Source organism: Hydrogenophaga sp. GW456-12-10-14-TSB4 (assembly GCF_059424305.1).
The window spans coordinates 19,805-43,224 of the sequence record NZ_JBWKZH010000031.1 but is presented as its reverse complement, the minus strand read 5'-3'; the positions used below and the strand labels follow the sequence as shown (position 1 = coordinate 43,224).

Here is a 23,420-nt window from a genome sequence, read left to right as displayed (position 1 = left end):
TCAGAGGTCGAAGGTCCAGCGCACCGAGTGGAAGAACACGGGCGCGGCGAAACACAGGGCGTCCACGCGGTCGAGCAGGCCGCTGGCGCCGGTGACCGAGCGGCCCGCCAGACCCCAGTGGGTCACGCCGCGGTCGCGCTTGATGGCCTTCATGACGAGGTGGCCGAAGCTGCCGGCCGCGCAGGCGACCAGGGCCATGGCCAGGGCAGGCAGCGGTTTGAAGGGGGTGAAGCCCGACAGCACGGCGCCGAGCAGGCCACCGGCGGCCAGGCCCAGGGCCCAGCTGCGCCAGTGGAAGCTGTTGCTGATGGCGGGGGCCACGGGTCGGCGCAGGCCGCGCGCGGCCAGGTGCTGCACCAGCATGCAGGTCTGCACCACCAGCACCAGGAAGAACACGAGGAAGGCGGTCTTGCCGGCGAAGCCCTTGAAGTTGAGCAGCAGCAGCGCGGGCACGTGGCTCATGCCGTACACGCAGACCATGATGCCCCACTGCAGCTTGGCGTTGCGCTCCAGGAAGCGCTGCGGGTCGTTGCCCAGCGCGCTCACGGCCGGAATGGCGAGGAACACGTAGACCGGGATGAACACGGTGAACAGGTTGAAGCGCTCGGTCCAGACCAGCGCGTACTGCAGCGGCAGCACGATGAAGAAGGCCAGCACCAGGCTGCGGTGGTCGCTGCGGCGGGTGGGCGAGAGGCTGATGAACTCGCGCAGGATGAAGAACGAGACCAGGCCGAACAGCACGATGGCGAAGCCCTCGCCCATGACCCAGCCGACCCAGAACACCAGCATCATCATCCAGGAGCTGCGCAGCAGCGCCTGGTTGTCCTGCAGGCGCAGGGCGCGCTCGCCGCTGGCGTCGTCGTCGCCCGAGCGGCGCTCCCGCAGCGACAGCAGCACGCCCACGCCGCTGGCGATCAGCAGCAGGCCGAACAGCACGACGAAGGCCAGGCTGACCTGCTGGTCGGGGGTGAGGCTGCGCAGGAAGGAGGACATGGGGTCAGACGTCTCTCAAGGCCATGACGGCCTCGCGAGCCCGTTTCAGAAAATCGGCCCGGGGCTCTTCGGCGCCCAGCACCAGCGGCTCGCCGAAGGTGACCGAGCACAGCACCGGCACCGGCACCACTTCGCCCTTGGGGATGACGCGCTGCACGTTGTGGATCCAGGCCGGCACCAGCACCACGCCGGGAAAGCGCTGCGCCAGGTTGTACAGGCCCGACTTGAAGGGCTGCGGGTCTTCCTCGTGGCCCCGCGTGCCTTCGGGGAAGAGGATCAGCGAGTCGCCGTTGTCCAGGGCCTGCGCCAGGGGTGCCAGCGGGTCCTCGTCGCCCTTGCGCTCGCGCTCCACGTACACGGCGTTGAACACCTCGGTGGTGATCCAGCGCTTGAAGCGCGAGGCGGTCCAGTAGTCCCTGGCGGCGATCGGGCGGGTGATGCTGCGCAGTTCCTGCGGCAGCGCGGCCCAGATCAGCACGAGGTCGGCATGGCTCTGGTGGTTGGCGAAGTAGATGCGCTGCTCGGCCTTGGGCGGGCAGCCGTACCAGCGCGCCTGCGCACCGGTGAGCAGGCGCACCAGGCCGAGCAGGAACACGCTCATGAGGCTGGCGCGAAGGTTCATGGCAATGCGACTCCGCCCATGCGGGCCACGATGGTGCCGGTGCGCCGGGCCAGGTAGGCCGAACCCTGGCGGGTCTCGAAGAATTTGGGCGAGGGCAGCATCACCGCGAGCCGCGCCGCCTCGTGCGCGCTGAGCTTGCTGGCCGGCTTGTTGAAGTAGCGTTGCGAAGCGGCCTCGGCACCGAAGATGCCTTCGCCCCATTCCACGCTGTTGAGGTAGATCTCCAGGATGCGGCGCTTGTCGAGCAGGGCTTCGAGCATCAGCGTGAGCACCAGTTCCTGGCCCTTGCGCAGCATCTGCCGTTCGCCGGAGAGCAGCAGGTTCTTGGCGAGTTGCTGCGTGATGGTGGAGCCGCCGACCACCTTGGGTTCGCGCGCGGGCTGGGCAGGCTGGCGCGCGGCGCGCTTGTCGGCCTGCTGCTGGCGGCGTTCGTTCTTCTGCCAGGCACCTTCGATGGCGCCCCAGTCCACGCCCCGGTGGTCGGTGAAACCGGCGTCCTCCGAGGCGATCACGGCGCGCTTGAGGTGGGGGCTGATCTGCGCATCGGACACCCAGCGGTGCGACCAGCGCCAGTCTTTCTCGCTCTGCAGGCTCTCGCCGGCGATGCGCCAGGCCTCGGAGCGCATGAAGGCGGTGCTGGTGGGATCGACCACGACCATGAGCGCGATGCGCGCGAGGAAGAACAGCTGCAAGGCCAGCCCTGCAAGGACCAGCCACAACAACCAGCGTCCGAGCGACCTCATGCGGGGTGGACCTTATTGCCCTGAGAGCTGGGTCTGCAGCGTCTCGTCGCGTGTGAAACGGAAGCGCGAGACGACCACGATCTGGTCGGCCTGGCGGCGCATGGCTTCGTTGAAGCGACCGAACGACAGGCTGCGCACGATGGCCTGGGCGCGGCGGTCGAGCTGGCTGATGCCCGAGGGCTGGACCACTTCGGTGTCGAGCACGGTGCCGTTGTGGTTGACCGTGATGACCATGGTGAGCTCGCCGTAGAGCTTGCGGCCGCCGGCCTCGGGGAAGTTGGAGGTGCCCCGGTCCTCGATCTTGCGGCGCAGCTCGTCGTAGTAGATGGCATAGACCGCCTCGCGCGTGGCCGGGCTGATGTAGCGCTTCTTCGGGCGGGCGTTTTCCTCGTTGATGCGCTTTTCGATCTCGGCCAGGATCTTCACCAGCGCGCGGCGCTTCTGCTCGCGCTCGGACGAGGCCTGGCTGGGGTTGACCGACTCGGGGTCGGGCGGCGGCATCCTGGCGAGTTCGCGGCGCACCTGGGCCAGAAGGCGGTTCTGCTGTTCGCGCAGCACCTCGATCGTGCGCTCGTCTTCCTCGTGCGCATCGCCGATGCGGGCCACCGTGGCGGGGGGCAGCGGCGAGGTGGCGCGCCCGCGTTCGGCCTCGCCGCCGCCGGCCAGCGAGGTCTGGGCGATCGCGGTGGCCTTGTCGGGCCGTTCGTTGCCGCGCGCGTTGACGAGGATGACTTCCAGTGGCGTGTCCTGGAACACGCGGTCGAACCGTTCGGGGTCCACGAAGCGCACTGTGAGCAAGGCGGCATGGACGGCGACCGACAGCCCCAGCGCCAGTTGCAGCGTGCTCAGCTTCTTGAAATAGGACAGGGCGGACGGCTTCACTCGGGCATTATCCGTGCTGGGTGTCGCCTGGGCCTCAATCCCCCGCCGGGCCGGGCGTTTGGGGCGGCTGGGCGGCGGTTTCGCCGTCGGTTTCGTTGACGTCGATGGCCAGGGCCAGCGGCGCGGCCAGCGCTTCCTCGTCTTCGGCGTCGTCGTTCGCGGCGTCATCCGCATTGTCCACCGGCAGATCCAGCCGCTCGATGACGGTGCCGTGGATGTCGAGCGTGATGTCGTCGATCTCACCCAGCTTCACCCGCACATGGGCGCCGCGCGGCAGGCCGTCGGCCCCCAGCACCGGCAGCACCAGGGGCAGGGTGTCGGCGCGCACCAGGTTGTCCTTGATCAGGGTGGCCGTGACTTCGGTGATGCCTTCCTGCCGCAGGTACTGCAGCGTCCAGTAGCGCTCCATGCCGTTCTGGAACCCGTTGTAGGCGGTGTACGCGGCGTCGAAGGCGCTGATGACGGAGAACAGGTTGGCGTCCTTGGGCTTGAACGGCGCGGCGAGCGCGGCCGTCTTGCCGTGGCGCGCACAGGCAATGATCTGCCACTGGTTGACCAGGTCCACGTAGCGGCGCAGGGGCGAGGTGCTCCAGGCGTAACTCTTGACGCCGATGCCGGCGTGCGGCTGGGCCTTGGTGCCCATGCGCACCTTGATGCCGGGTTGCAGGCTGGCCTGGCTGCGGTAGATGCCGGGCACGCCGCAGTCGGCGAGCCAGTTGCCCCAGGTGCTGTTGGCCAGGATCATGGCCTCGGCCACCATCAGGTCCAGCGGTGCGCCGCGCTTGCGGGTGCCGATGAGCACCCGTTCGTCGCCCTGCGGTTCGTCGCCGCTCACGCCTTCAAGGCGGAAGGTGTAGTCCGGGCGGGTGAAATTCTCGGGCTTGCCGCGCACCACCTCGCGCTGGGCCTTGAGGTGCAAGGCCAGCCGGAACAGGAAAGCGAGCGAGGGCTGCAGCGCCGCGATCTCGGCCGGGGCCTCGCCGGTCGGCGCCTCGCCCGCGAGCCAGGCCTCGGTGATCACCGTGTCGAGCTGGTCGTGCCGCAGGTTGAGCGCGATCGGCACGCGCTCCAGCGCGGTGCGGCTGCCAGTGACGGTCAGGGTGGCTTCGTCGAAGCTGACGTACAGGGACACGGCGGGGCAGTCGCGCCCGGCCATGAGCGTGTAGGCCTGCACCACGTCGTCGGGCAGCATGGTGATCTTGTGGCCGGGCATGTAGACGGTGGACAGGCGCGTGCGCGCCACCTGGTCGATCGGCCCTTCGGGTGCGACGGCCAGACCCGGTGCCGCGATGTGGATGCCCAGCGTGACGCTGCCGCTGCCCAGGCCTTGCAGCGAGAGCGCGTCGTCGATCTCGGTGGTCTGCGAGTCGTCGATGGAAAAGGCCTGCACCGGCGCCAGGGGCAGCTCCTCGGCGATCGCCGGGGCCTGCAATGCGGGGAAGCCCGTGCCCTTGGGGAACTGGTCGAACAGGAAACGCTGCCAGTGGAACTGGTAGGCGCTGCTGATGGCGCCCGCGTTCTGCAACAGGGTCAGCGGCGCGGTCTGGCTGGTGCGCGCGGCCTCCACCACGGCCTTGTATTCGGGCGCGTTCTTGTCCGGCCGGAACAGGATCTTGTAGAGCTGCTGGCGCACCGGTGCCGGGCAGCTGCCGCTGGCGAGCTCCGCCGCCCAGGCCTCGATCTGGGCCTGCACCTGTTTCTTCTTCTCGATCGCGGCCAGGGCCTGCGCAAGGATGTCGGCCGGTGCCTTCTTGTAGCGGCCTTTGCCGGCGCGGCGGAAGTAATGGGGGGCGCCTTGCAGGCACAGGAGCGCAGCCACCTGTTCCGTGGTGCCCGCCTTGTCGTTGAAATACTCGTGGGCCAGGTCCACGAACCCGAACTCGTCCTCTGGCGCGAATTCATAGGCCAGTTCGAGTTCCATGGTCTCGGCCAGGGCCGTGGCCGCGGTCATCAGCTGGCCGGGTGCGGGTTTCTCGAAGCGCAGCAGGGCGTTGGCGGCCTTGACCTTGACGCGTTTGCCGGATTCGAGCTCGACTTGCAGGGAACTTTCGGCCTCGGACAGGAGGCGGCCGGTCAACAGCTTGCCGGCGTCATCAAACAGAATGTGCATGGGCCCGATTCTCCCATGGGGCCATCACAGGCCCAGGAAATGGAACAGGTCGTCGATGTGGGCATCGAAGTCGCTGATGGCGTGGTCGCTGCCCTCCAGCAGGCGGGTCGTGCCGCCGGCGCAGAAGGCCATCATCTCGCGCCAGTCCAGCACCTCGTCGCCCTTGGCCACGATGGCGAACTGGCGCTCGAGGGTGGCCGGGTGCCGGGGGGCCAGGCGGGCGATGTCGTCCTGCTGTTGCTGCAGCTCCCCCATGAACGACGGATCGACGATGAAGCTTGCCTGCGGGTCGTGCCAGGCGGTCTGTTCGCCGATGTAATGCACCAAGTCGCGCGCCGGGAACACGGCCGGGTTGAGCAGCACCGACCGGCGGCAGCCCGTCTGCAGCGCCAGCCAGCGCGCGTAGAACCCGCCCAGCGAGGAGCCGACCACCGCCATGGTGTCGCGCGGCCAGGCCTGCACACCGCGCAGCACCATCTCCATGGCCTCGCGCGGCGAGGGCGGCAGCTGCGGACACCACCAGACCACCTCCGGGTGCCGCGCCGCCCTGCGCGCAGCGACTTTCTGCGCTTTCATCGATTGCGGCGACGAACGAAAACCATGCAGGTACAACAGGTGGGTGGTGGCGGGTGTCATGGCCGAAGGATAATCGGGGCCTGACATGGCCGCCGTCTTCGACAAACCCACCCTGCTGCAGCGCATTGCCCCGATCTTCCAGGGCTTTGACGGCTGGCTGCTGTTCGCCATCCTGCTGATGGCCGGCGCCGGCCTGATCACCATGTATTCGGTGGGCTTCGACCACGGCACCCGGTTTGCTGCCCACAGCCGCAACATGCTGCTGGCCGTGGGCCTGATGTTCCTGGTGTCGCAGGTGCCGCCGCATCGGCTGATGACGCTGGCCGTGCCGCTCTACACCCTGGGGGTGATGCTGCTGCTGGGCGTGGAGCTGTTCGGCATCATGCGCAAGGGCTCGCAGCGCTGGCTGGACATCGGCGTCACCGTCATCCAGCCCAGCGAACTCATGAAGATCGCCATGCCGCTGATGCTGGCGTGGTGGTTCCACCGCCGCGAGGGCCAGCTCAAGCCGCTGGATTTCGTGGCGGCCGGCATCCTGCTCATCATGCCGGTGGCGCTCATCCTCAAGCAGCCCGACCTGGGCACCTCGCTGCTGGTGATGTCCTCTGGGCTGGCGGTCATCTTCTTCGCTGGCCTGAGCTGGAAGCTGATCCTGCCGCCGGTCATTCTCGGCGTGATCGGCGTGGTGACCCTGATCGCGATGGAGCCCCAGATGTGCGCGCCGGGCGTGGACTGGCAGATCCTGCACGAGTACCAGCGCCAGCGCGTGTGCACGCTGCTCGACCCCTCCAAGGACCCGCTGGGCAAGGGCTTTCACATCATCCAGGGCATGATCGCCATCGGTTCGGGCGGCATCTGGGGCAAGGGCTTCATGCAGGGCACGCAGACCCACCTGGAGTTCATTCCCGAGCGCACCACCGACTTCATCTTTGCAGCCTTTTCCGAAGAATTCGGTCTCATGGGCGTGCTGGGCCTCATGTGTGGTTTCGTCTTCCTGATCGTGCGCGGCCTGCTGATCGCGGTGGAGGCGCCGACCCAGTTTTCCCGGCTGGTGGCGGCGGCGGTCACGCTCAACGTGTTCGTCTATGCCTTCGTGAACATGGGCATGGTCAGCGGCATCCTGCCGGTGGTGGGCGTGCCGCTGCCCTTCGTGAGCTACGGCGGCACCGCCATGGTGACGCTGGGTGTCGGCCTGGGCATCCTGATGTCGATCGCCAAGTCCAAGCGCCTGATGCAGTCCTAGAGACCCTGACGGCCGTGCGCGGCACGGGGGTTCTTACAATGGGCCGATGATTTCACGCGAACCCACCCTGGCCCGACTGGCCACCGCCCAAAGCCTGTTGCTCGAACCGTTCGGGTTGAGCCCCACGCACCTGCAGCGCGCGCTCGGCGAGATCATGTCGCACGGCGTGGACGACGCCGACCTGTACTTCCAGACCACGCGCAGCGAGGGCTGGAGCCTGGAAGAGGGCATCGTCAAGACCGGCAGCTTCAGCATCGACCAGGGTGTCGGCGTGCGTGCGGTCAGTGGTGAAAAGACGGCGTTCGCCTATTCCGACGACCTGTCCTGGGACTCGCTGATCGACGCGGCCCACACGGTGCGCTCGATCTCCGCCCAGGGCCAGGGCCGCAAGGTGCGCGTGCCGGCCGCGAAAGTGTCCAAATCCCGTTCGCTGTACCCGGGCCTGGACCCGATCGCCACGCTCGACAGCACCGCCAAGGTCGCGCTGCTGGAAAAAGTGGAGCGCATGGCCAAGGCCAAGGACCCGCGGGTGAAGCAGGTCATGGCCGGCCTGGCGAGCGAGTACGACGTGGTGCTGGTGGCGCGCGCCGACGGCACCCTGGCGGCCGACGTGCGCCCGCTGATCCGTCTGTCGGTGACGGTGATCGCCGAGCAGTCGGGCCGGCGCGAAGCGGGCTCGTCGGGCGGCGGTGGCCGCTTCGGCCTGGCCTATTTCGACGACGCGATGGTGCAGTCTTACGTGGACGAGGCCGTGTCCTACGCACTCACCAACCTCGACGCGCGCCCCGCACCGGCCGGTGAGATGGTGGTGGTGCTGGGTTCGGGCTGGCCCGGCATCCTGCTGCACGAAGCGGTGGGCCACGGGCTGGAAGGCGACTTCAACCGCAAGGGCTCCAGCGCCTTCGCCGGCCGCATCGGCCAGCGCGTGGCCGCCAAGGGCGTGACCGTGCTCGACGACGGCACCATCGCCGACCGCCGGGGCTCGCTCAATGTGGACGACGAGGGTCACACCTCGCAGCGCAACGTGCTGATCGAGGACGGCATCCTGCGCGGCTACATCCAGGACGCGATGAACGCCCGCCTCATGGGCGTAAAGCCCACCGGCAACGGCCGGCGCGAGAGCTACGCCCACGTGCCCATGCCGCGCATGACCAACACTTACATGCTGGGCGGCGACAAGGCCCCCGAGGAAATCGTGGCCAGCATCAAGAAGGGCCTGTACGCCACCAACTTCGGTGGCGGCCAGGTCGACATCACCAGCGGCAAGTTCGTGTTCTCGGCCAGCCAGGCTTATTGGGTGGAGAACGGTCAGATCCAGTACCCGGTCAAGGGCGCCACGCTGGTGGGCAACGGCCCGGACGCACTCACCCGCGTGAGCATGATCGGCAACGACATGAAGCTCGACAGCGGCGTGGGCACCTGCGGCAAGGAAGGCCAGAGCGTGCCCGTGGGCGTGGGCCAGCCGACGCTTCGCATCGACGGCCTGACGGTCGGTGGCACCGCCTGAAGCCGCATTTCCATTGCCTGTGCTACATTTCGACCCCATGTCTTCGCGCTTCGTCTTTTTTGCCTTTTACTTTTGGTTCTCAGTCCCCGGCGGACGAGAGGCGAAGCTGTAAGCGCATCACCGAATCTCGAAACAACCGCCGGAGCCCCAAGCCCGGCGGTTTTTTTTCGCCCCTTCGAAACCTTTTTTGACTCAACCCCACTCAGGAGCCTCGTGATGACCGCCAAGAACGCCCCCGCCAGCAGCGACGCCTGGCAAGCCCGTCCTGTCGACAAAACCAGTCAGACCGACGACGAACGCATCAAGGACATCACCGTGTTGCCCCCTCCTGAGCACCTGATCCGCTTCTTCCCCATCGGCGGCACGCCGGTGGAGACCCTGATCACCCAGACCCGCCAGCGCATTCACCGGATCCTGCATGGGCAGGACGACCGTCTGCTGGTCGTGATCGGCCCGTGCTCCATCCACGACCCGGCCGCCGCGGTCGACTACGCGCGCCGTCTCAAGCCGCTGCGCGAGAAGTACGCCGATACGCTGGAGATCGTGATGCGGGTCTATTTCGAGAAGCCGCGCACCACGGTGGGCTGGAAGGGCCTGATCAACGACCCCTACCTGGACGAGAGCTACCGCATCGACGAGGGCCTGCGCATCGCGCGCCAGCTGTTGATCGAGATCAACCGCCTGGGCCTGCCTGCCGGCAGCGAGTTCCTCGACGTGATCTCGCCCCAGTACATCGGCGACCTGATCGCCTGGGGCGCGATCGGCGCGCGCACCACCGAGAGCCAGGTTCACCGCGAGCTGGCCTCGGGCCTCTCGGCGCCGATCGGCTTCAAGAATGGCACCGACGGCAACATCAAGATCGCCACAGACGCCATCCAGGCGGCCTCGCGCGGCCACCATTTCCTGTCCGTGCACAAGAACGGCCAGGTGGCGATCGTGCAGACCAATGGCAACAAGGACTGCCATGTGATCCTGCGCGGTGGCAAGGCACCCAACTACGACGCGGCCAGCGTGGCGGCATCGGTGAAGGAACTGGAGGCGGCCAAGCTGCCGCCGCGCCTGATGGTGGATTGCAGCCACGCCAACAGCAGCAAGCAGCACGAGAGGCAGCTCGAGGTGGCGCGCGACATCGCCGGCCAGATCGTCGGCGGTTCGCGCAGCATTTTCGGCGTGATGATCGAAAGCCACATCGAGGCGGGCGCTCAGAAATTCACCCCGGGCAAGGACGAGGTGGGGGCGCTCAAATATGGCCAGAGCATCACCGACGCCTGCCTGGGCTGGGACGATTCCCTGCAGGCACTCGAGATCCTGTCGCAGGCGGTGCAGACCGCGCGGGGCCGCTGAGCGCTGCCCGGGGTTTCACGGGGTGGATCGCGCGCGGCGCGCGGTCCACAATGGGGCGAACGACCGATCAGGAGAACCCGACATGCGCAGCCAAGTCACCGTGAGCTGGAGCGACACCGCTTCCTACCCGTTCGACCTCGAAGAGGTGCAGCCGATGCCGCACGACCATGCGCGCGCCTGGCTCGACGAGCAGTTCACCACACTGGGCTGCGACCCGATCCGGCCCACCGGGAAGGTGCTGACGGCCGACAAGATCCTGTGCGTGGCCGAAGCGGCCGGCGAAGGGCATTTCAGGGACGTGGCCCACCGTCCCTGGGCCGTGGCCTTCGCGCGGGCTGCGAGCGCGGCGCTGGCCAAGCCCGTCGTCTCGATCGACGTGCCCAAGCACGTGCTGACGTACTGAAATTCAGGCGACCAGGGCCTTGAGCAGGCGGTCGTGCACACCGCCGAAGCCACCGTTGCTCATGCAGACGATGTGGTCGCCGGCTTGGGCGGCCGCTGTGACCTGAGCGACAAGCTCGTCGATGTTGCGGCCGACCTGGGCCCGCGCGCCCATGGGGGCGAGCGCTTCGGCCGCGTCCCAGTCCAGCCCGCCCGAATGGCAGAACGCGAGGTCCGCCGCCTCCAGGCTCCAGGGCAGCTGGGACTTCATCGTGCCCAGTTTCATGGTGTTGCTGCGCGGCTCGAACACCGCCAGGATGCGACCCCGCGGCTGGCCGAGCTTGCGCTGCAGGCCGTCGAGCGTGGTGCGGATGGCGGTCGGGTGGTGGGCGAAGTCGTCGTAGACCGTGATCGCACCGCCCGCGCGAGGCACCGTGCCCCGCACTTCCATGCGCCGGCGCACGTTCTCGAAGTTGCTCAGGGCGCGCGCGGCGTCTGCCGGAGCCACACCCACGTGTTCGGCCGCCGCGATGGCGGCCAGGCCGTTGAGCTGGTTGTGCACGCCTGTGAGTGCCCACTCCACGCGGCCGGCCGGCTGGCCTTGATGCAGCACGTCGAAAGCATGGGGCTCGCCTTGAGCGGTGAAATCGCTCACCGCCGCGCCGAAGCTGCGCAGTTCGCTCCAGAGGCCCTTGTGCAGCACGCGCTCCAGGCTTTCCTCCAACCCGTTGACGACCACACGGCCGTTGCCCGGCACGGTGCGGATCAGGTGGTGGAACTGGCGTTCGATCGCGGCGAGGTCGTCGAAGATGTCGGCGTGGTCGAACTCGAGGTTGTTCAGGATCGCCGTGCGGGGCCGGTAGTGCACGAACTTGCTGCGCTTGTCGAAGAACGCGGTGTCGTACTCGTCGGCTTCGATGGTGAAGGTCTGGCCCTGGCCCAGGCGGGCCGACACACCGAAATTCATCGGCACGCCGCCAATCAGGAAACCGGGCTGCAGGCCGTTGGCCTCCAGGATCCAGGTGAGCATGCCGGTGGTGGTGGTCTTGCCGTGGGTGCCTGCGACGGCCATCACGTGGCGGCCTTGCAGCACGTGTTCGGCCAGCCACTGCGGGCCGCTGGTGTAGGCGGCGCCGCTGTCCATGATGGCTTCCATCAGCGGGAACTTGGGCGTGCCGTCCGCCAGGCGGGCCCGGCTGACCACGTTGCCCACCACGAACATGTCGGGTCGCAGGGCCAGCTGGTCGGCACCGAAGCCTTCGATGAGGTCAATGCCCAGCGCCCGCAACTGGTCGCTCATGGGGGGGTAAACGCCGGCGTCGCAGCCGGTCACGCGGTGGCCGGCTTCGCGGGCCAGGGCAGCGACGCCGCCCATGAAGGTGCCGCAGATGCCCAGAATATGAATGTGCATCCCGGGATTCTAGGCGGCGCACCCACCGGGTTTGCGGGTATGGGCCGTGCAGGCCATGGAGGCCGCTGACAGCGGGCACAATCCCTCCCATGGACGCCAGCCGAGACGACACCGCCCAAGAAATCGCCGCCGTGGCCGCCCGACTGGTGGTCGAGGAGGGCCTGGAGTACGCCGCCGCCAAGCGCCGCGCGGTCAAGCAGCTGGGCCTGCCGGCGCGCACGCCCCTGCCCGACAACGCGACGCTGGATGCCGCGGTGCGCGAAGACATCGCCGTCTTCTGCCCCGACACCCAGGCCGTCGAGCTGCGCGCGCTGCGCGAGATCGCCCTGTTGTGGATGGACCGCCTGGAGGCCTTTCGCCCCCATCTGGGCGGCGCGGTCTGGCACGGCATGGCCACCCGGCACAGCGACATCTATCTTCAGTTGTTCTGCGAGGACCCCAAAGCCCCCGAGTGGACGCTGCTCGACCACCGCGTCGAGTACCACCCCGGCACGGTCAATGGCTGGCGGGGCGAACCTGTGGAGGCCTTGACGCTGCGCGTGCGCAGCGAGGCGCTGGGCCAGTGGGTGCTGGTGCATCTGATGGTGCACGACCTCGATGACCTGCGCGGCGCCCTCAAGCCCGATGCCCAGGGGCGCAAGCCGCGCGGTGACGCGGCGGCCCTGCGCCGGATGCTGGCCGGGGAGGTGGCGGCATGAGCCTGCAGCGCAGAACCCTCTGGATGGCCGGCGTGGCGGTGGTTGCTGGCGGTGCCGGCGCCTTGCTGGCCACGCGTCGCTTTCAGCTTCAGCCGGTGGTGAGCGAAGCCGAGGCCGCATTCTGGGCCGGGTCGTTCGACGGGCCGAACGGCGAAGCCGTGCGCATGAGCGATTTCCGCGGCAAGCCTTTGCTGGTGAATTTCTGGGCCACCTGGTGCCCGCCTTGCGTGGAGGAGCTGCCCATGCTGAACCAGTTCCACACGGCGCAGGCCCCCAAGGGCTGGCAGGTGCTGGGCCTGGCGGTCGACCAGCCCAGCGCGGTGCGCAGCTTCCTGCAGAAGCTGCCGCTGAACTTTCCGGTGGGCATGGCGGGCTTCGCCGGCACCGAACTCAGCCGCAGTTTGGGCAACGCCACGGGCGCCTTGCCCTTCAGCGTCGTGTTCGGGGCCGACGGCGCCTTGCTGCACCGCAAGCTGGGCAAGGTGTCGGACACCGATCTGGCGCAGTGGGCCGAGTTGGGTTGACCTTTCGTCAACCCTCTCGAATTCGGCGAGAAAAAGAGGTAAATTCGTCGTTTTCACAGAAATGACTCATCGGGCCATGCCGCGCCCGTGGGTTCAAGACCCTCCATCGGGCAGGGTTGGGACGCCGGTCCGTTCGTGTACACTGCGGCACCCCGGCGGGTTGATGGCCTCCAATTTCGTAGAAATTGAGTGCTTTTAGATCAACTTGACCGAAATTCGTTGGAGAAATCATGGATTTGAGAAAACTGAAGACACTGATCGACCTCGTGTCCGAGTCGAACGTGTCCGAGCTGGAAATCACCGAGGCCGAAGGCAAGGTGCGCATCGTCAAGAGCGCACCCGTGGTGGCCGCCGCGCCCGTGACCTACAGCATGGCCCCCGCGCCCGTGTCTCCACCCGTCATGCCTGCTGTCGAAGTGACGCCTGCCGCTTCGGCCGCCGCCGCTCCCGCCGCACCGGCTGGCCACGCGGTGAAGTCGCCCATGGTGGGCACGTTCTACCGTGCTTCCAGCCCCGGCGCGAAAGCCTTCGTCGAGATCGGCGACACCATCAAGGAAGGCGAGACGATCTGCATCGTTGAAGCCATGAAGATCCTCAACGAGATCGAGGCCGACAAGTCCGGTACCGTGACCCAGATCCTGGTGGAGAACGGCCAGGCAGTGGAGTACGGACAGCCCATGTTCGTGATCGAATAAAAGAAGGCCCCGAGCCCATGTTCAAGAAAATCCTGATTGCCAACCGGGGGGAGATCGCGCTGCGCATCCAGCGCGCCTGCCGGGAGATGGGCATCAAGGCAGTGATGGTGTATTCCGAGGCCGACCGCGATGCCAAGTACGTGCGTCTGGCCGACGAGGCGGTCTGCATCGGTCCGGCATCGAGCACGCACAGCTACCTCAACATGCCGGCCATCATTTCGGCCGCCGAAGTGACCGATGCCGAAGCCATCCATCCCGGCTACGGCTTCCTGTCGGAAAACGCCGATTTCGCCGAGCGCGTCGAGCGCAGCGGTTTCACCTTCATCGGTCCCACGCCCGAGTCCATCCGCACGATGGGCGACAAGGTGTCGGCCAAGCAGGCCATGATCCGCGCGGGCGTGCCCTGCGTGCCCGGGTCCGAAGGCGCGTTGCCCGACGATCCGGTGGTGATCAAGCGCACCGCCAAGGCGGTGGGCTACCCGGTGATCATCAAGGCCGCCGGCGGCGGCGGCGGGCGCGGCATGCGCGTGGTGCACACCGAGGCGGCCTTGCTGCACGCGGTGCAGACCACCAAGGCGGAAGCCGGCGCGGCCTTCGGCAACCCCGAGGTCTATATGGAGAAGTTTCTCCAGAACCCGCGCCACATCGAGATCCAGATCCTGGCCGACCAGCACCGCAACGCGGTGTACCTCGGCGAGCGCGACTGCTCCATGCAGCGCCGCCACCAGAAGGTGATCGAGGAAGCGCCCGCGCCGGGCATCCCGCGCCGCCTGATCGAGAAGATCGGCGAGCGCTGCGCGGCGGCCTGCAAGAAGATTGGCTACCGCGGCGCCGGCACCTTCGAGTTCCTGTTCGAGAACGGCGAGTTCTACTTCATTGAAATGAACACCCGCGTGCAGGTCGAGCACCCGGTGACCGAGTGGATTTCGGGCGTGGACATCGTGCGCACCCAGATCGCGGTGGCCGCCGGTGAGAAGCTGCCGTTCACGCAGCGCCAGATCGAGTTGCGCGGCCACGCCATTGAGTGCCGCATCAACGCCGAGGACGCCTACAAGTTCACGCCGTCGCCCGGTCGCATCACGACCTGGCACGCGCCGGGCGGCCCGGGCGTGCGCGTGGACTCCCACGTCTACACGAACTACTTCGTGCCGCCGAACTACGACTCGATGATCGGCAAGATCATCGTGCATGGCGACACGCGGGAGCAGGCGCTGGCGCGCATGCGCACGGCGCTGGCCGAGACCGTGATCGAAGGCATCAACACCAACATCCCGCTGCACCGTGAGCTGATGGTGGACGCGAACTTCGTGACCGGCGGCACCAACATCCACTACCTGGAAGAGTGGCTGTCCCAACGTGAGCGCTGAAGCCTTCCAACTGACCCAGCCGCCGGCTGGGTCTCTTTTTGAGCTGGTGCTGCTGGTGCCCGAGGCGGCCGTGGACGACGTGGGCGATGCCCTGGTCGCGCTGGACGCCCTCAGCGTGTCGGTGGAAGACGCGGACGCGATGACCGACGCCGAGTCGGCGCTGTTCGGCGAGCCCGGCATGCCGCCGCCCAAGGAGGGCTGGCAGCGCTCGCGCGTGGTGGCGCTGTTCCCCACGGACGCCGCCGCCCGAGAGGCCGCGCGCCTGCTGGCGGCCCAGGACTTCTTTGCCGGCTGCGTGGTGCAGGGCGTGCGCGCCGTGCCCGATCAGGACTGGGTGCGGCTGACGCAATCGCAGTTCGAGCCGGTCGAGATCACCCCCAGCTTCTGGATCGTGCCGACCTGGCACGAACCACCCACCGCGGCGCAGCAGGTCATCCGGCTCGACCCCGGTCTGGCTTTCGGCACCGGCACCCACCCGACGACCCGCATGTGCCTGCGCTGGACCGCGCAACACGGTCCGGTGGGACCGCGCGTGCTGGACTACGGCTGTGGTTCGGGCATCCTGGCGATCGGCGCGGCCAAGTTCGGCGCGCGCGAGATCGTGGCGGTGGACATCGATCCGGCGGCAGTCGAGTCGACGCGGCTCAACGCCGAGGCCAACCACGCGGTGCTGTCCGCCGGCTTGCCCGACCTCGCGAGCGGCGAGCACGACCTGGTGCTGGCCAACATCCTGGCCACCCCCTTGAAGGTGCTGGCTCCCCTGCTGTGCTCGCACGTGCGCGCCGGCGGCCACCTGGTGCTCGCGGGCATTCTGGCGCGCCAGGCCGACGAATTGATCGAAGCCTATGCGCCGTGGGTGACGTTGCGGGTCAGCGACGAAGAGGACGGCTGGATCCTCATGACCGCCGTCAAGGCCTGAGGCGCTCCGTCGCGCCCGCGATAATCGGCGCATGAGTTTCACCACCCGTTGCCCCTCGTGCGGAACGATGTTCAAGGTCGTCGCCGACCAGTTGAAGATCTCCGAGGGGTGGGTGCGTTGCGGCCATTGCGCCGACGTGTTCGACGCCACGCTGTACCTGCAGCCGTGGATTCCACCGGGTGAAGAGGCGAGCGGGCCAGACGAGGTCGTGGCGGTGGCACCCGAGCCCGAGCGCGAGCGCGAACCGGAGCCGGTGTCCGCACAGCCGTTTGACGCCGAACTCGAAGCCGAGCTGGCGGCCGAACTGCAGGCCAGGCCACAGGTTGAGCCCACCTGGCCGGTAGAGACGGCCGAGTCATCGGCCGAGCTGGCTTGGGCAGCCGCCGAGGCCGCCGTGGACGAGCGTGGGGTCGACACCTTGCCACCCCCCTTCGTCGAGGCGCCGAAAGCGGGGGCCCGGTCCGACGAACCGGAGTCCGATTTCCATGCCGAGCTGGAGCGCTTTGCCGCCGGCCTGGGCCGTTTGAACGCCGAAGCGACCACGGCCGTCGATGCGGGTGACGTGGCGGAGCCGGTCGTGGCGGAGGCGGGTGCCGTGCCCGAAGCCCCGCATCCGCTGGACACAGGCGAGCTGGACGTCGCGCTCAGCGAGCTGGAGGCCCCGGAGCAGGTGCCGGGGTTCGTGCGCCAGGCGCAGCGGCAGGCCTTCTGGGCTTCCCGGGGTGTGCGCGCCGCGCTGTCGTTGCTGGTGTTCGTGCTGGCGGTGCTGCTGCTTGGACAATGGGCTTTGCGCGAGCGGGATCGCCTGGCCGCCTGGCAGCCCGATCTGCAGCCTTTCCTGCAGCGGGTGTGCGAGCCCCTGGGCTGCACGGTAGCGCCCGTGCGCCGCATCGATGCCATCGTCATCGACAGCACCTCGCTCGTGCGCCGCATTGGCAATTTCTATTCCTTTGACCTCGTTCTCAAGAACACGGCCTCCATGGCGCTGGCCGTGCCCGCACTCGAACTGAGTCTCACGGACATTGGCGACGAGGTGATCGCGCGCCGCGTGTTCCTGCCTGAGGAATGGCCCGATGCGCCGGCGCTGCTACCGGCGCATGGCTCGGTCAACGTGAGTTTTCGACTGTCACTCGTGCTGGGTGACGCCACGCCCATGGCCGGCTACCGCGCCCTGGTTTTTTACCCCTGATCTGGAAAATTCTTCATGTCCATCCTGGTTTGCGGCTCGCTCGCGTTCGACACCATCATGACCTTCGAGGGCCGCTTCGCCGAGCAGATCCTTCCGAGCCAGCTGCACATTCTCAACGTGTCGTTCCTGGTGCCGGGCCTGCGCCGCGAGTACGGCGGGTGCGCGGGCAACATCGCCTACGGCCTGCGCCAGCTGGGCGCCGACGCCGTGCCGCTGGCGATGCTGGGCAACGACGGCAGCGAGTACCTGGATCGGCTGCGCGCGCTGGGTGTGGACACGCGCCACGTGTCGTCCTCGGCCGACAGCTATACCGCGCAGGCCATGATCATGACCGACCGCGACAACAACCAGATCACCGCCTTCCACCCGGGCGCGATGTCATCGGCTCACGACAACCCGGTGCCCCGGCGCGACGACCTCACGGTGGCCATCATTTCTCCCGATGGCCGCGATGCCATGCTCACGCACGCGCGCCAGCTGCACGACGCCGGCGTGCCGTTCGTGTTCGATCCGGGCCAGGGCCTGCCCATGTTCAACGGCGAGGAGCTGCGCCAGTTCATCGAGCTGGCCAGCTGGGTCACGCTCAACGACTACGAAGCCCAGATGCTGTGCGACCGCACCGGCCTCACGCTCGATGCCATCGCGGCGCAGGTGCGCGGGCTCATCGTGACCCTGGGCGCCGAAGGTTGTGATGTCTGGGAAGGCGGTGCGGCCAAGGTGCGGGTGGCCGGTCTTCCGGCGGCCACGGTGGTGGACCCGACGGGTTGTGGCGACGCGTTCCGCGCGGCCCTGCTGCACGGTCTGGAGCAGGGCTGGTCGCTCCAGCGTTGCGCCGAACTGGGCAACCGCATGGGCGCGGTGAAGATCGCCAGCCGAGGCGGCCAGAACTACACGCTCTGAGGCCTGGGCCGGACATGAAAAAAGCCCGGCGCTTTCGCGCCGGGCTTGCAGGTCATCTCAACGAGAATCTCAGGGCTTGCTGGACGTGGGGAACGGCCAGGCAGCCTGAGGGTTGAGCTTCGTCTGCGCCGCAGGAGCAGCAGGGGCCGCCGGCTTCTTGGCCGGCTCAGCTTTTTTTGCTGGGGCTGCCTTTTTCGCAGGGGCCTTCTTCGCAGGGGCCTTTTTCACAGCGGCTTTTTTGGCCGGCGCTTTTTTGGCTGCAACCTTTTTGGGTGCGGCTTTCTTGGCGACAACCTTCTTCGCCGGCGCTTTCTTGGCAGCGGCTTTCTTCGCCGGTGCTGCCTTCTTGGCGACGACCTTCTTGGCCGCAACCTTCTTCGCCGGTGCTGCCTTCTTCGCAGCGACCTTCTTCGCCGGTGCTGCCTTCTTGGCCGCAACCTTCTTCACGGCGGGCTTCTTGGCCGCGACCTTCTTGGCCGGAGCCTTCTTCGCCGGAGCTGCCTTCTTCGCAGCGGGTTTCTTGGCCGGAGCCTTCTTAGCCGGTGCGGCCTTCTTGGCCGGGGCTTTTTTTGCAGTTGCCATTGTTTTCTCCTTGATCAAGTTGCAAAGAGCACTTCAACCAGCCTTGTTGCCGGTGAAGTGATTCAACGCCCTGGAGCCGTGTGGATGCATCCACGGCTGGCTCCAAGGTTTTGAATCCTGTGACAAAACCCTGTCTCCGACGTCTGCGCGACGGTGACAGGGTCTTGGTTGAACGGAAATCATGTTGTTGTTCGGTATGGGCAATGCGGCTCCGGCTGCAATGGGCATCAATCCCAGGACAGTGCCCCGCCGGTTTGGTATTCGATCACTCGCGTTTCGAAGAAATTGCGTTCCTTCTTGAGGTCGATCATCTCGCTCATCCAGGGGAACGGGTTCTCTTCGTTCGGGAACAGGGGCTCCAGGCCGATCTGCGTGGCACGGCGGTTGGCAATGTAACGCAGATAGCCCTTGAACATCGAGGCGTTCATGCCGAGCACGCCGCGCGGCATGGTGTCTTCGGCGTAGCGGTACTCGAGTTCGACGGCCTTGAGGAACAGCTCCTTGATCTCGGCCTTGAACTCACCGGTCCACAGCATCGGGTTCTCCATCTTGATCGCATTGATCAGATCGATGCCGAAGTTGCAGTGCATGGATTCGTCGCGCAGGATGTACTGGTACTGCTCGGCGGCACCGGTCATCTTGTTCTGGCGGCCCAGCGCCAGGATCTGCGTGAAGCCGACGTAGAAGAACAGGCCCTCCATCAGGCAGGCGAACACGATCAGGCTCTTGAGCAGGCGCTGGTCGGTCTCGGGCGTGCCGGTGTGGAAGTTCGGGTCCATGATCGCCTCGATGAAGGGGATCAGGAACTCGTCCTTGTCGCGGATCGACTGGACTTCGTTGTACGCGTTGAAGATCTCGGACTCGTCCAGGCCGAGCGACTCCACGATGTACTGGTAGGCGTGCGTGTGGATCGCTTCCTCGAACGCCTGGCGCAGCAGGAACTGCCGGCACTCGGGCGCGGTGATGTGGCGGTAGGTGCCCAGCACGATGTTGTTCGCGGCCAGCGAGTCGGCGGTGACGAAGAAACCGAGGTTGCGCTTGACGATGCGGCGCTCGTCTTCGGTCAGGCCGTTGGGGTCTTTCCAGAGCGCGATGTCGCGGCTCATGTTCACTTCCTGCGGCATCCAGTGGTTGGCGCAGGTGGCGAGGTACTTTTCCCAGGCCCACTTGTATTTGAACGGCACCAGCTGGTTGACGTCGGTCTGGCCGTTGATGATTCGCTTGTCGGCCGCGTTGACGCGGCGCGCGGCGGTGGCCGCCGGCGCGGCTGCGGTGTTGATCGAAGCGGAGGGGAGAGGCGCGCGCTCACCGGACGGTGAGGACAGTGAGGCTTGCAGGCCCGACGTGCCGGTGGGCAGTGGGCTGTTCGCTGGCTTCGATGAGGGCGTGATGTGATCGTCCCAGGTCAACATAGAGGTTTCCAATGTTCGGATTATGAAAGTGTGTGCATGAAATGCAAAGTGATCAGGCGAGATGCGCACATTTTTTGTTGCGGTGTTGCATCGAATTGCATTCGATGAGCACCGCAACACCTGCGCGCATGTCGGCCGGAATCACTGGCACGCTTCGCAACCCGGGTCGTCGATGGCGCAGAACTTGATGTCGGTTGCGGGTTCCACACCGGCCGTGATGTCGGCAACCGGCGCGGCCACGGGGGCCGCGCTGGTGGCACCGACGGAGACGGCGTTGAGCTGGCCGGTGCGACCGGTGGACTTCTCGATCTGCGTCGCCGAGGTGGTGCGCAGGTAGTAGGTGGTCTTGAGACCGCGCAGCCAGGCGAGCTTGTAGGTGTCGTCGAGCTTCTTGCCCGATGCGCCGGCCATGTAGATGTTCAGGCTCTGCGCCTGGTCGATCCACTTCTGGCGGCGTGCGGCGGCTTCCACCAGCCACAGCGGCTCGACCTCGAAGGCCGTGGCGTACAGCGCCTTCACGTCTTGCGGCACGCGGTCGATCGGGCGCAGCGAGCCGTCGAAGTGCTTGAGGTCCATGACCATCACGTCGTCCCACAGGCCCAGGCGCTTGAGATCCTTCACCAGGTAGCTGTTGATGACGGTGAACTCACCCGACAGGTTGGACTTGACCGAGAGGTTGCCGAAGCAGGGCTCGATGGACGCGTCCACGCCGATGATGTTGGAGATGGTCGCGGTCGGGGCGATGGCCACGCAGTTGGAGTTGCGCATGCCGTCGGCGGCGATCTTCTTGCGCAGCGCTTCCCAGTCCAGGCTGCTGGAGCGGTCCACGTCCACATAACCGCCGCGCTCGCGCGCCAGCAGGTCCAGGGTGTCGGGCGGCAGGATGCCCTTGTCCCACAGCGAGCCGCGGTAGCTGGCGTATCGGCCGCGCTCGCGGGCGAGCTCGGTCGAGGCCCAGTAGGCGTAGTAGCAGACGGCTTCCATCGAGCGGTCGGCGAAATCCACCGCTTCGTTGGAGGCGTAGGGGATGCGCAGTTCGTACAGCGCGTCCTGGAAGCCCATCACGCCCAGACCCACCGGGCGGTGGCGCATGTTGGAGTCGCGCGCCTTCTTCACCGCGTAGTAGTTGATGTCGATCACGTTGTCGAGCATGCGCATGGCCGTCTTGATGGTGGCCTGCAGCTTCTCGTGGTCGAGCGTCTTGGCACCGTCGTCACCGCGCTTGACGTGGTTGAGCAGGTTGACCGAGCCCAGGTTGCACACGGCGGTTTCGGTGTCGCTGGTGTTGAGCGTGATCTCGGTGCACAGGTTGGAGCTGTGGACCACACCGGCGTGCTGCTGCGGGCTGCGCACGTTGCAGGCGTCCTTGAAGGTGATCCAGGGGTGGCCGGTCTCGAACAGCATCGAGAGCATCTTGCGCCACAGGTCGCTGGCGGGCACTTTGCGGTAGGGCTTGATCTCGCCGCGCGCGGCCTTTTCTTCGTAGGCCACGTAGGCCTTCTCGAAGTCGGCGCCGAACAGGTCGTGCAGGTCGGGCACGCTGTTGGGCGAGAACAGGCTCCATTCGCCCTTTTCCATCACGCGCTTCATGAACAGGTCGGGAATCCAGTTCGCCGTGTTCATGTCGTGCGTGCGGCGGCGGTCGTCACCGGTGTTCTTGCGCAGTTCCAGGAACTCTTCGATATCCAGGTGCCAGGTTTCCAGGTAGGTGCAGACCGCGCCCTTGCGCTTGCCGCCCTGGTTGACGGCCACGGCGGTGTCGTTCACGACCTTCAGGAAAGGCACCACGCCTTGCGATTCACCGTTGGTGCCCTTGATGTGGGAGCCCAGGGCGCGCACGCGCGTCCAGTCGTTGCCCAGGCCGCCGGCGAATTTGGAGAGCAGCGCGTTTTCCTTGATCGACTCGTAAATGCCGTCGAGGTCGTCGGGCACGGTGGTCAGGTAGCAGCTGGAGAGCTGCGAGCGCAGGGTGCCAGCGTTGAACAGCGTGGGCGTGGACGACATGAAGTCGAACGAGGACAGCACTTCGTAGAACTCGATGGCGCGGGCTTCGCGGTCGATCTCGCCCAGCGACAGGCCCATGGCCACGCGCATGAAGAAGGACTGGGGCAGCTCGATGCGCGTCTTGCGCACGTGCAGGAAGTAGCGGTCGTACAGGGTCTGCAGGCCGAGGTAGTCGAATTGCAGGTCGCGCTCGGGCTTGAGCGCGGCGCCCAGGCGGGCCAGGTCGAACTGCAGCAGCTTTTCGTCGAGCAGGTCGTTGTCCACGCCCTTCTTGATGAACAGCGGGAAGTTGTCGGCGTAGCGGGCGCCCATCTCGGCGGCCGGCACTTCCTCGCCCATCACTTCCTTGACGATGGTGTGCAGCAGCAGACGCGCGGTGGCGTAGGTGTAGTCGGGGTCTTTTTCGATCAGCGTGCGCGCGGCCAGGATGGAGGCCTTGTAGACCTCTTCCATGGGCACGCCGTCGTACAGGTTGCGCTTGGTCTCGGCCACGATGGGGTCGGCCTTGACGTCCTTGCCCAGGCCGCTGCAGGCGGCGGCGATGAGGCCTTGCAGGCGCTGCAGGTCCAGCGGCACGCGCTCGCCGCCGTCGATCACGTGCAGCACGGGTTCGGTCGGGTGAGCGACTTCGACCTGGTGCGCGCGTTCCTGCGTGCGGCGTTCGCGGTAGAGCACGTAGGCACGGGCGACTTCGTGGTGGCCGCTGCGCATCAGGCCGAGCTCGACCTGGTCTTGCACGTCTTCGATGTGGAAGGTGCCGCCGCCCGGGCGCGAACGCATCAGGGCGCGGGCGACGTTCTGCGTCAGCCCGTCCACCGTTTCACGCACGCTGGCCGATGCGGCGCCCTGGGTGCCGTGCACCGCGAGGAAGGCCTTCATCATGGCGACGGCGATCTTGCTGGGCTCGAACGGCACGACGGCGCCGTTGCGGCGGATGATCTGGTAGTTGGCGAAAACCGAGCTGCTCGCGGCCAGCGGAGCCGCGGCCGGCGTACCGGCGGTGGGCTTCAGCGAGGCGGGGGACGGGGTGGTGATGGGAGAAGCGGTCAGCATGGGTTCCTCTTTCATTTGTTGTTGGGTGAACTGCATCGGGGGCGCGTGGTCCGATGGCAGCTTGGTGGCTTGGGTGCCGGTATCAACGCAGGCCGCAGGTGATGGACGCGGCCGCCTGAAGGGCATTGTTCAGGCGACGGCCATACTGGGCGGGGTAGGGTACGGGACTCACAAGGCAACACTATATCTGGTGTGCATGTCCCATTCAAGCCACTACGGGTAGTGTTTTCCAGAAAACACCCCGCAATGTGCGCAGGGCATTTTT

The 23,420-nt window shown here is 66.8% G+C and carries 21 protein-coding genes; 11 read left to right on the top strand and 10 right to left on the bottom strand.

Translation table 11 applies throughout. From position 1 onward, the window contains the following. From AC07ZS_RS16240 to AC07ZS_RS16215, 6 genes are read right to left on the bottom strand one after another with little or no spacing between them, the layout of a single operon-like run. Positions 1–993, bottom strand: a complete 993-nt coding sequence (locus AC07ZS_RS16240; protein ID WP_494799563.1) for a phosphatidate cytidylyltransferase — start codon at positions 991–993, stop codon at positions 1–3. A gap of 4 nt (positions 994–997) precedes the next feature. Beyond that, complete coding sequence (locus AC07ZS_RS16235) at positions 998–1,615, bottom strand: lysophospholipid acyltransferase family protein (protein WP_494799562.1); 618 nt, start codon at positions 1,613–1,615, stop codon at positions 998–1,000. After that, positions 1,612–2,358, bottom strand: coding sequence for a monofunctional biosynthetic peptidoglycan transglycosylase (mtgA, locus tag AC07ZS_RS16230; protein WP_494799561.1), 747 nt, complete (start codon positions 2,356–2,358; stop codon positions 1,612–1,614). Before mtgA ends, AC07ZS_RS16235 begins: the two co-directional genes overlap by 4 nt. Before the next feature lie 12 nt (positions 2,359–2,370). Then, positions 2,371–3,240: an energy transducer TonB gene (locus AC07ZS_RS16225; protein ID WP_494799560.1), complete on the bottom strand. Its 870-nt coding sequence runs from the start codon at positions 3,238–3,240 to the stop codon at positions 2,371–2,373. Between the two features lie 34 nt (positions 3,241–3,274). Next, entirely contained in the window at positions 3,275–5,350 is a 2,076-nt protein-coding gene (locus tag AC07ZS_RS16220) for a ribonuclease catalytic domain-containing protein (protein WP_494799559.1), read from the bottom strand. Positions 5,351–5,374: 24 nt separating this feature from the next. Continuing rightward, positions 5,375–5,986: a YqiA/YcfP family alpha/beta fold hydrolase gene (locus AC07ZS_RS16215; protein WP_494799558.1), complete on the bottom strand. Its 612-nt coding sequence runs from the start codon at positions 5,984–5,986 to the stop codon at positions 5,375–5,377. Positions 5,987–6,011: 25 nt separating this feature from the next. On the opposite strand from AC07ZS_RS16215, the gene rodA reads away from it, so the two are divergent. From rodA to AC07ZS_RS16195, 4 genes are all read left to right on the top strand, one after another. Beyond that, on the top strand, positions 6,012–7,169 hold the full coding sequence (rodA, locus tag AC07ZS_RS16210; protein WP_494799557.1) for a rod shape-determining protein RodA: 1,158 nt from the start codon (positions 6,012–6,014) through the stop codon (positions 7,167–7,169). A gap of 46 nt (positions 7,170–7,215) precedes the next feature. Beyond that, on the top strand, positions 7,216–8,676 hold the full coding sequence (gene tldD, locus AC07ZS_RS16205) for a metalloprotease TldD (RefSeq protein ID WP_494799556.1): 1,461 nt from the start codon (positions 7,216–7,218) through the stop codon (positions 8,674–8,676). A gap of 216 nt (positions 8,677–8,892) precedes the next feature. Then, positions 8,893–10,020 (top strand): 3-deoxy-7-phosphoheptulonate synthase, encoded by a 1,128-nt coding sequence (locus AC07ZS_RS16200; protein ID WP_494799555.1) that lies wholly within the window; start codon positions 8,893–8,895, stop codon positions 10,018–10,020. A gap of 82 nt (positions 10,021–10,102) precedes the next feature. After that, complete coding sequence (locus AC07ZS_RS16195; protein ID WP_494799554.1) at positions 10,103–10,423, top strand: hypothetical protein; 321 nt, start codon at positions 10,103–10,105, stop codon at positions 10,421–10,423. Between the two features lie 3 nt (positions 10,424–10,426). On the opposite strand, the gene mpl is transcribed toward AC07ZS_RS16195, so the two are convergent. Continuing rightward, positions 10,427–11,812, bottom strand: coding sequence for a UDP-N-acetylmuramate:L-alanyl-gamma-D-glutamyl-meso-diaminopimelate ligase (mpl, locus tag AC07ZS_RS16190; protein ID WP_494799553.1), 1,386 nt, complete (start codon positions 11,810–11,812; stop codon positions 10,427–10,429). An 89-nt stretch (positions 11,813–11,901) separates the two neighbouring features. On the opposite strand from mpl, the gene AC07ZS_RS16185 reads away from it, so the two are divergent. From AC07ZS_RS16185 to AC07ZS_RS16155, 7 genes are all read left to right on the top strand, one after another. Then, on the top strand, positions 11,902–12,510 hold the full coding sequence (locus AC07ZS_RS16185) for a hypothetical protein (RefSeq protein WP_494799552.1): 609 nt from the start codon (positions 11,902–11,904) through the stop codon (positions 12,508–12,510). Further along, positions 12,507–13,034, top strand: a complete 528-nt coding sequence (locus AC07ZS_RS16180; protein WP_494799551.1) for a TlpA disulfide reductase family protein — start codon at positions 12,507–12,509, stop codon at positions 13,032–13,034. Before AC07ZS_RS16185 ends, AC07ZS_RS16180 begins: the two co-directional genes overlap by 4 nt. 230 nt (positions 13,035–13,264) lie before the next feature. Beyond that, on the top strand, positions 13,265–13,729 hold the full coding sequence (gene accB / locus AC07ZS_RS16175; RefSeq protein WP_494799550.1) for an acetyl-CoA carboxylase biotin carboxyl carrier protein: 465 nt from the start codon (positions 13,265–13,267) through the stop codon (positions 13,727–13,729). Between the two features lie 17 nt (positions 13,730–13,746). Continuing rightward, positions 13,747–15,096 carry an acetyl-CoA carboxylase biotin carboxylase subunit gene (gene accC, locus AC07ZS_RS16170; protein ID WP_494799549.1) on the top strand — a complete coding sequence of 450 codons (1,350 nt, stop codon included), beginning with the start codon at positions 13,747–13,749 and terminating at the stop codon, positions 15,094–15,096. Then, positions 15,086–16,015, top strand: a complete 930-nt coding sequence (gene prmA / locus AC07ZS_RS16165; protein ID WP_494799548.1) for a 50S ribosomal protein L11 methyltransferase — start codon at positions 15,086–15,088, stop codon at positions 16,013–16,015. Before accC ends, prmA begins: the two co-directional genes overlap by 11 nt. A 31-nt stretch (positions 16,016–16,046) precedes the next feature. Then, entirely contained in the window at positions 16,047–17,204 is a 1,158-nt protein-coding gene (locus AC07ZS_RS16160) for a DUF3426 domain-containing protein (RefSeq protein WP_494799547.1), read from the top strand. Between the two features lie 15 nt (positions 17,205–17,219). Further along, positions 17,220–18,104, top strand: a complete 885-nt coding sequence (locus AC07ZS_RS16155) for a carbohydrate kinase family protein (protein WP_494799546.1) — start codon at positions 17,220–17,222, stop codon at positions 18,102–18,104. A 69-nt stretch (positions 18,105–18,173) separates the two neighbouring features. On the opposite strand, the gene AC07ZS_RS16150 is transcribed toward AC07ZS_RS16155, so the two are convergent. From AC07ZS_RS16150 to AC07ZS_RS16140, 3 genes are all read right to left on the bottom strand, one after another. Then, positions 18,174–18,686 (bottom strand): histone H1-like DNA-binding protein, encoded by a 513-nt coding sequence (locus tag AC07ZS_RS16150; RefSeq protein WP_297402070.1) that lies wholly within the window; start codon positions 18,684–18,686, stop codon positions 18,174–18,176. 227 nt (positions 18,687–18,913) lie between these two features. After that, positions 18,914–20,098 carry a ribonucleotide-diphosphate reductase subunit beta gene (locus tag AC07ZS_RS16145; protein ID WP_494799545.1) on the bottom strand — a complete coding sequence of 395 codons (1,185 nt, stop codon included), beginning with the start codon at positions 20,096–20,098 and terminating at the stop codon, positions 18,914–18,916. 141 nt (positions 20,099–20,239) lie between these two features. Then, positions 20,240–23,155 carry a ribonucleoside-diphosphate reductase subunit alpha gene (locus AC07ZS_RS16140; protein WP_494799544.1) on the bottom strand — a complete coding sequence of 972 codons (2,916 nt, stop codon included), beginning with the start codon at positions 23,153–23,155 and terminating at the stop codon, positions 20,240–20,242. Between the last annotated feature and the right edge of the window lie 265 nt (positions 23,156–23,420).

Bases quoted from the DNA above. Each gene is read 5' to 3' on its own strand.
- mpl (WP_494799553.1), bottom strand. From the start codon at position 11,812: ATGCACATTCATATTCTGGGCATCTGCGGCACCTTCATGGGCGGCGTC.
- AC07ZS_RS16145 (WP_494799545.1), bottom strand. From the start codon at position 20,098: ATGTTGACCTGGGACGATCACATCACGCCCTCATCGAAGCCAGCGAAC.
- accB (WP_494799550.1), top strand. From the start codon at position 13,265: ATGGATTTGAGAAAACTGAAGACACTGATCGACCTCGTGTCCGAGTCG.
- mtgA (WP_494799561.1), bottom strand. From the start codon at position 2,358: ATGAGGTCGCTCGGACGCTGGTTGTTGTGGCTGGTCCTTGCAGGGCTG.
- AC07ZS_RS16195 (WP_494799554.1), top strand. From the start codon at position 10,103: ATGCGCAGCCAAGTCACCGTGAGCTGGAGCGACACCGCTTCCTACCCG.
- AC07ZS_RS16180 (WP_494799551.1), top strand. From the start codon at position 12,507: ATGAGCCTGCAGCGCAGAACCCTCTGGATGGCCGGCGTGGCGGTGGTT.
- AC07ZS_RS16150 (WP_297402070.1), bottom strand. From the start codon at position 18,686: ATGGCAACTGCAAAAAAAGCCCCGGCCAAGAAGGCCGCACCGGCTAAG.
- AC07ZS_RS16215 (WP_494799558.1), bottom strand. From the start codon at position 5,986: ATGACACCCGCCACCACCCACCTGTTGTACCTGCATGGTTTTCGTTCG.
- rodA (WP_494799557.1), top strand. From the start codon at position 6,012: ATGGCCGCCGTCTTCGACAAACCCACCCTGCTGCAGCGCATTGCCCCG.
- AC07ZS_RS16185 (WP_494799552.1), top strand. From the start codon at position 11,902: ATGGACGCCAGCCGAGACGACACCGCCCAAGAAATCGCCGCCGTGGCC.
- tldD (WP_494799556.1), top strand. From the start codon at position 7,216: ATGATTTCACGCGAACCCACCCTGGCCCGACTGGCCACCGCCCAAAGC.
- AC07ZS_RS16220 (WP_494799559.1), bottom strand. From the start codon at position 5,350: ATGCACATTCTGTTTGATGACGCCGGCAAGCTGTTGACCGGCCGCCTC.
- AC07ZS_RS16200 (WP_494799555.1), top strand. From the start codon at position 8,893: ATGACCGCCAAGAACGCCCCCGCCAGCAGCGACGCCTGGCAAGCCCGT.
- accC (WP_494799549.1), top strand. From the start codon at position 13,747: ATGTTCAAGAAAATCCTGATTGCCAACCGGGGGGAGATCGCGCTGCGC.
- AC07ZS_RS16240 (WP_494799563.1), bottom strand. From the start codon at position 993: ATGTCCTCCTTCCTGCGCAGCCTCACCCCCGACCAGCAGGTCAGCCTG.
- AC07ZS_RS16160 (WP_494799547.1), top strand. From the start codon at position 16,047: ATGAGTTTCACCACCCGTTGCCCCTCGTGCGGAACGATGTTCAAGGTC.
- AC07ZS_RS16155 (WP_494799546.1), top strand. From the start codon at position 17,220: ATGTCCATCCTGGTTTGCGGCTCGCTCGCGTTCGACACCATCATGACC.
- AC07ZS_RS16235 (WP_494799562.1), bottom strand. From the start codon at position 1,615: ATGAACCTTCGCGCCAGCCTCATGAGCGTGTTCCTGCTCGGCCTGGTG.
- AC07ZS_RS16140 (WP_494799544.1), bottom strand. From the start codon at position 23,155: ATGCTGACCGCTTCTCCCATCACCACCCCGTCCCCCGCCTCGCTGAAG.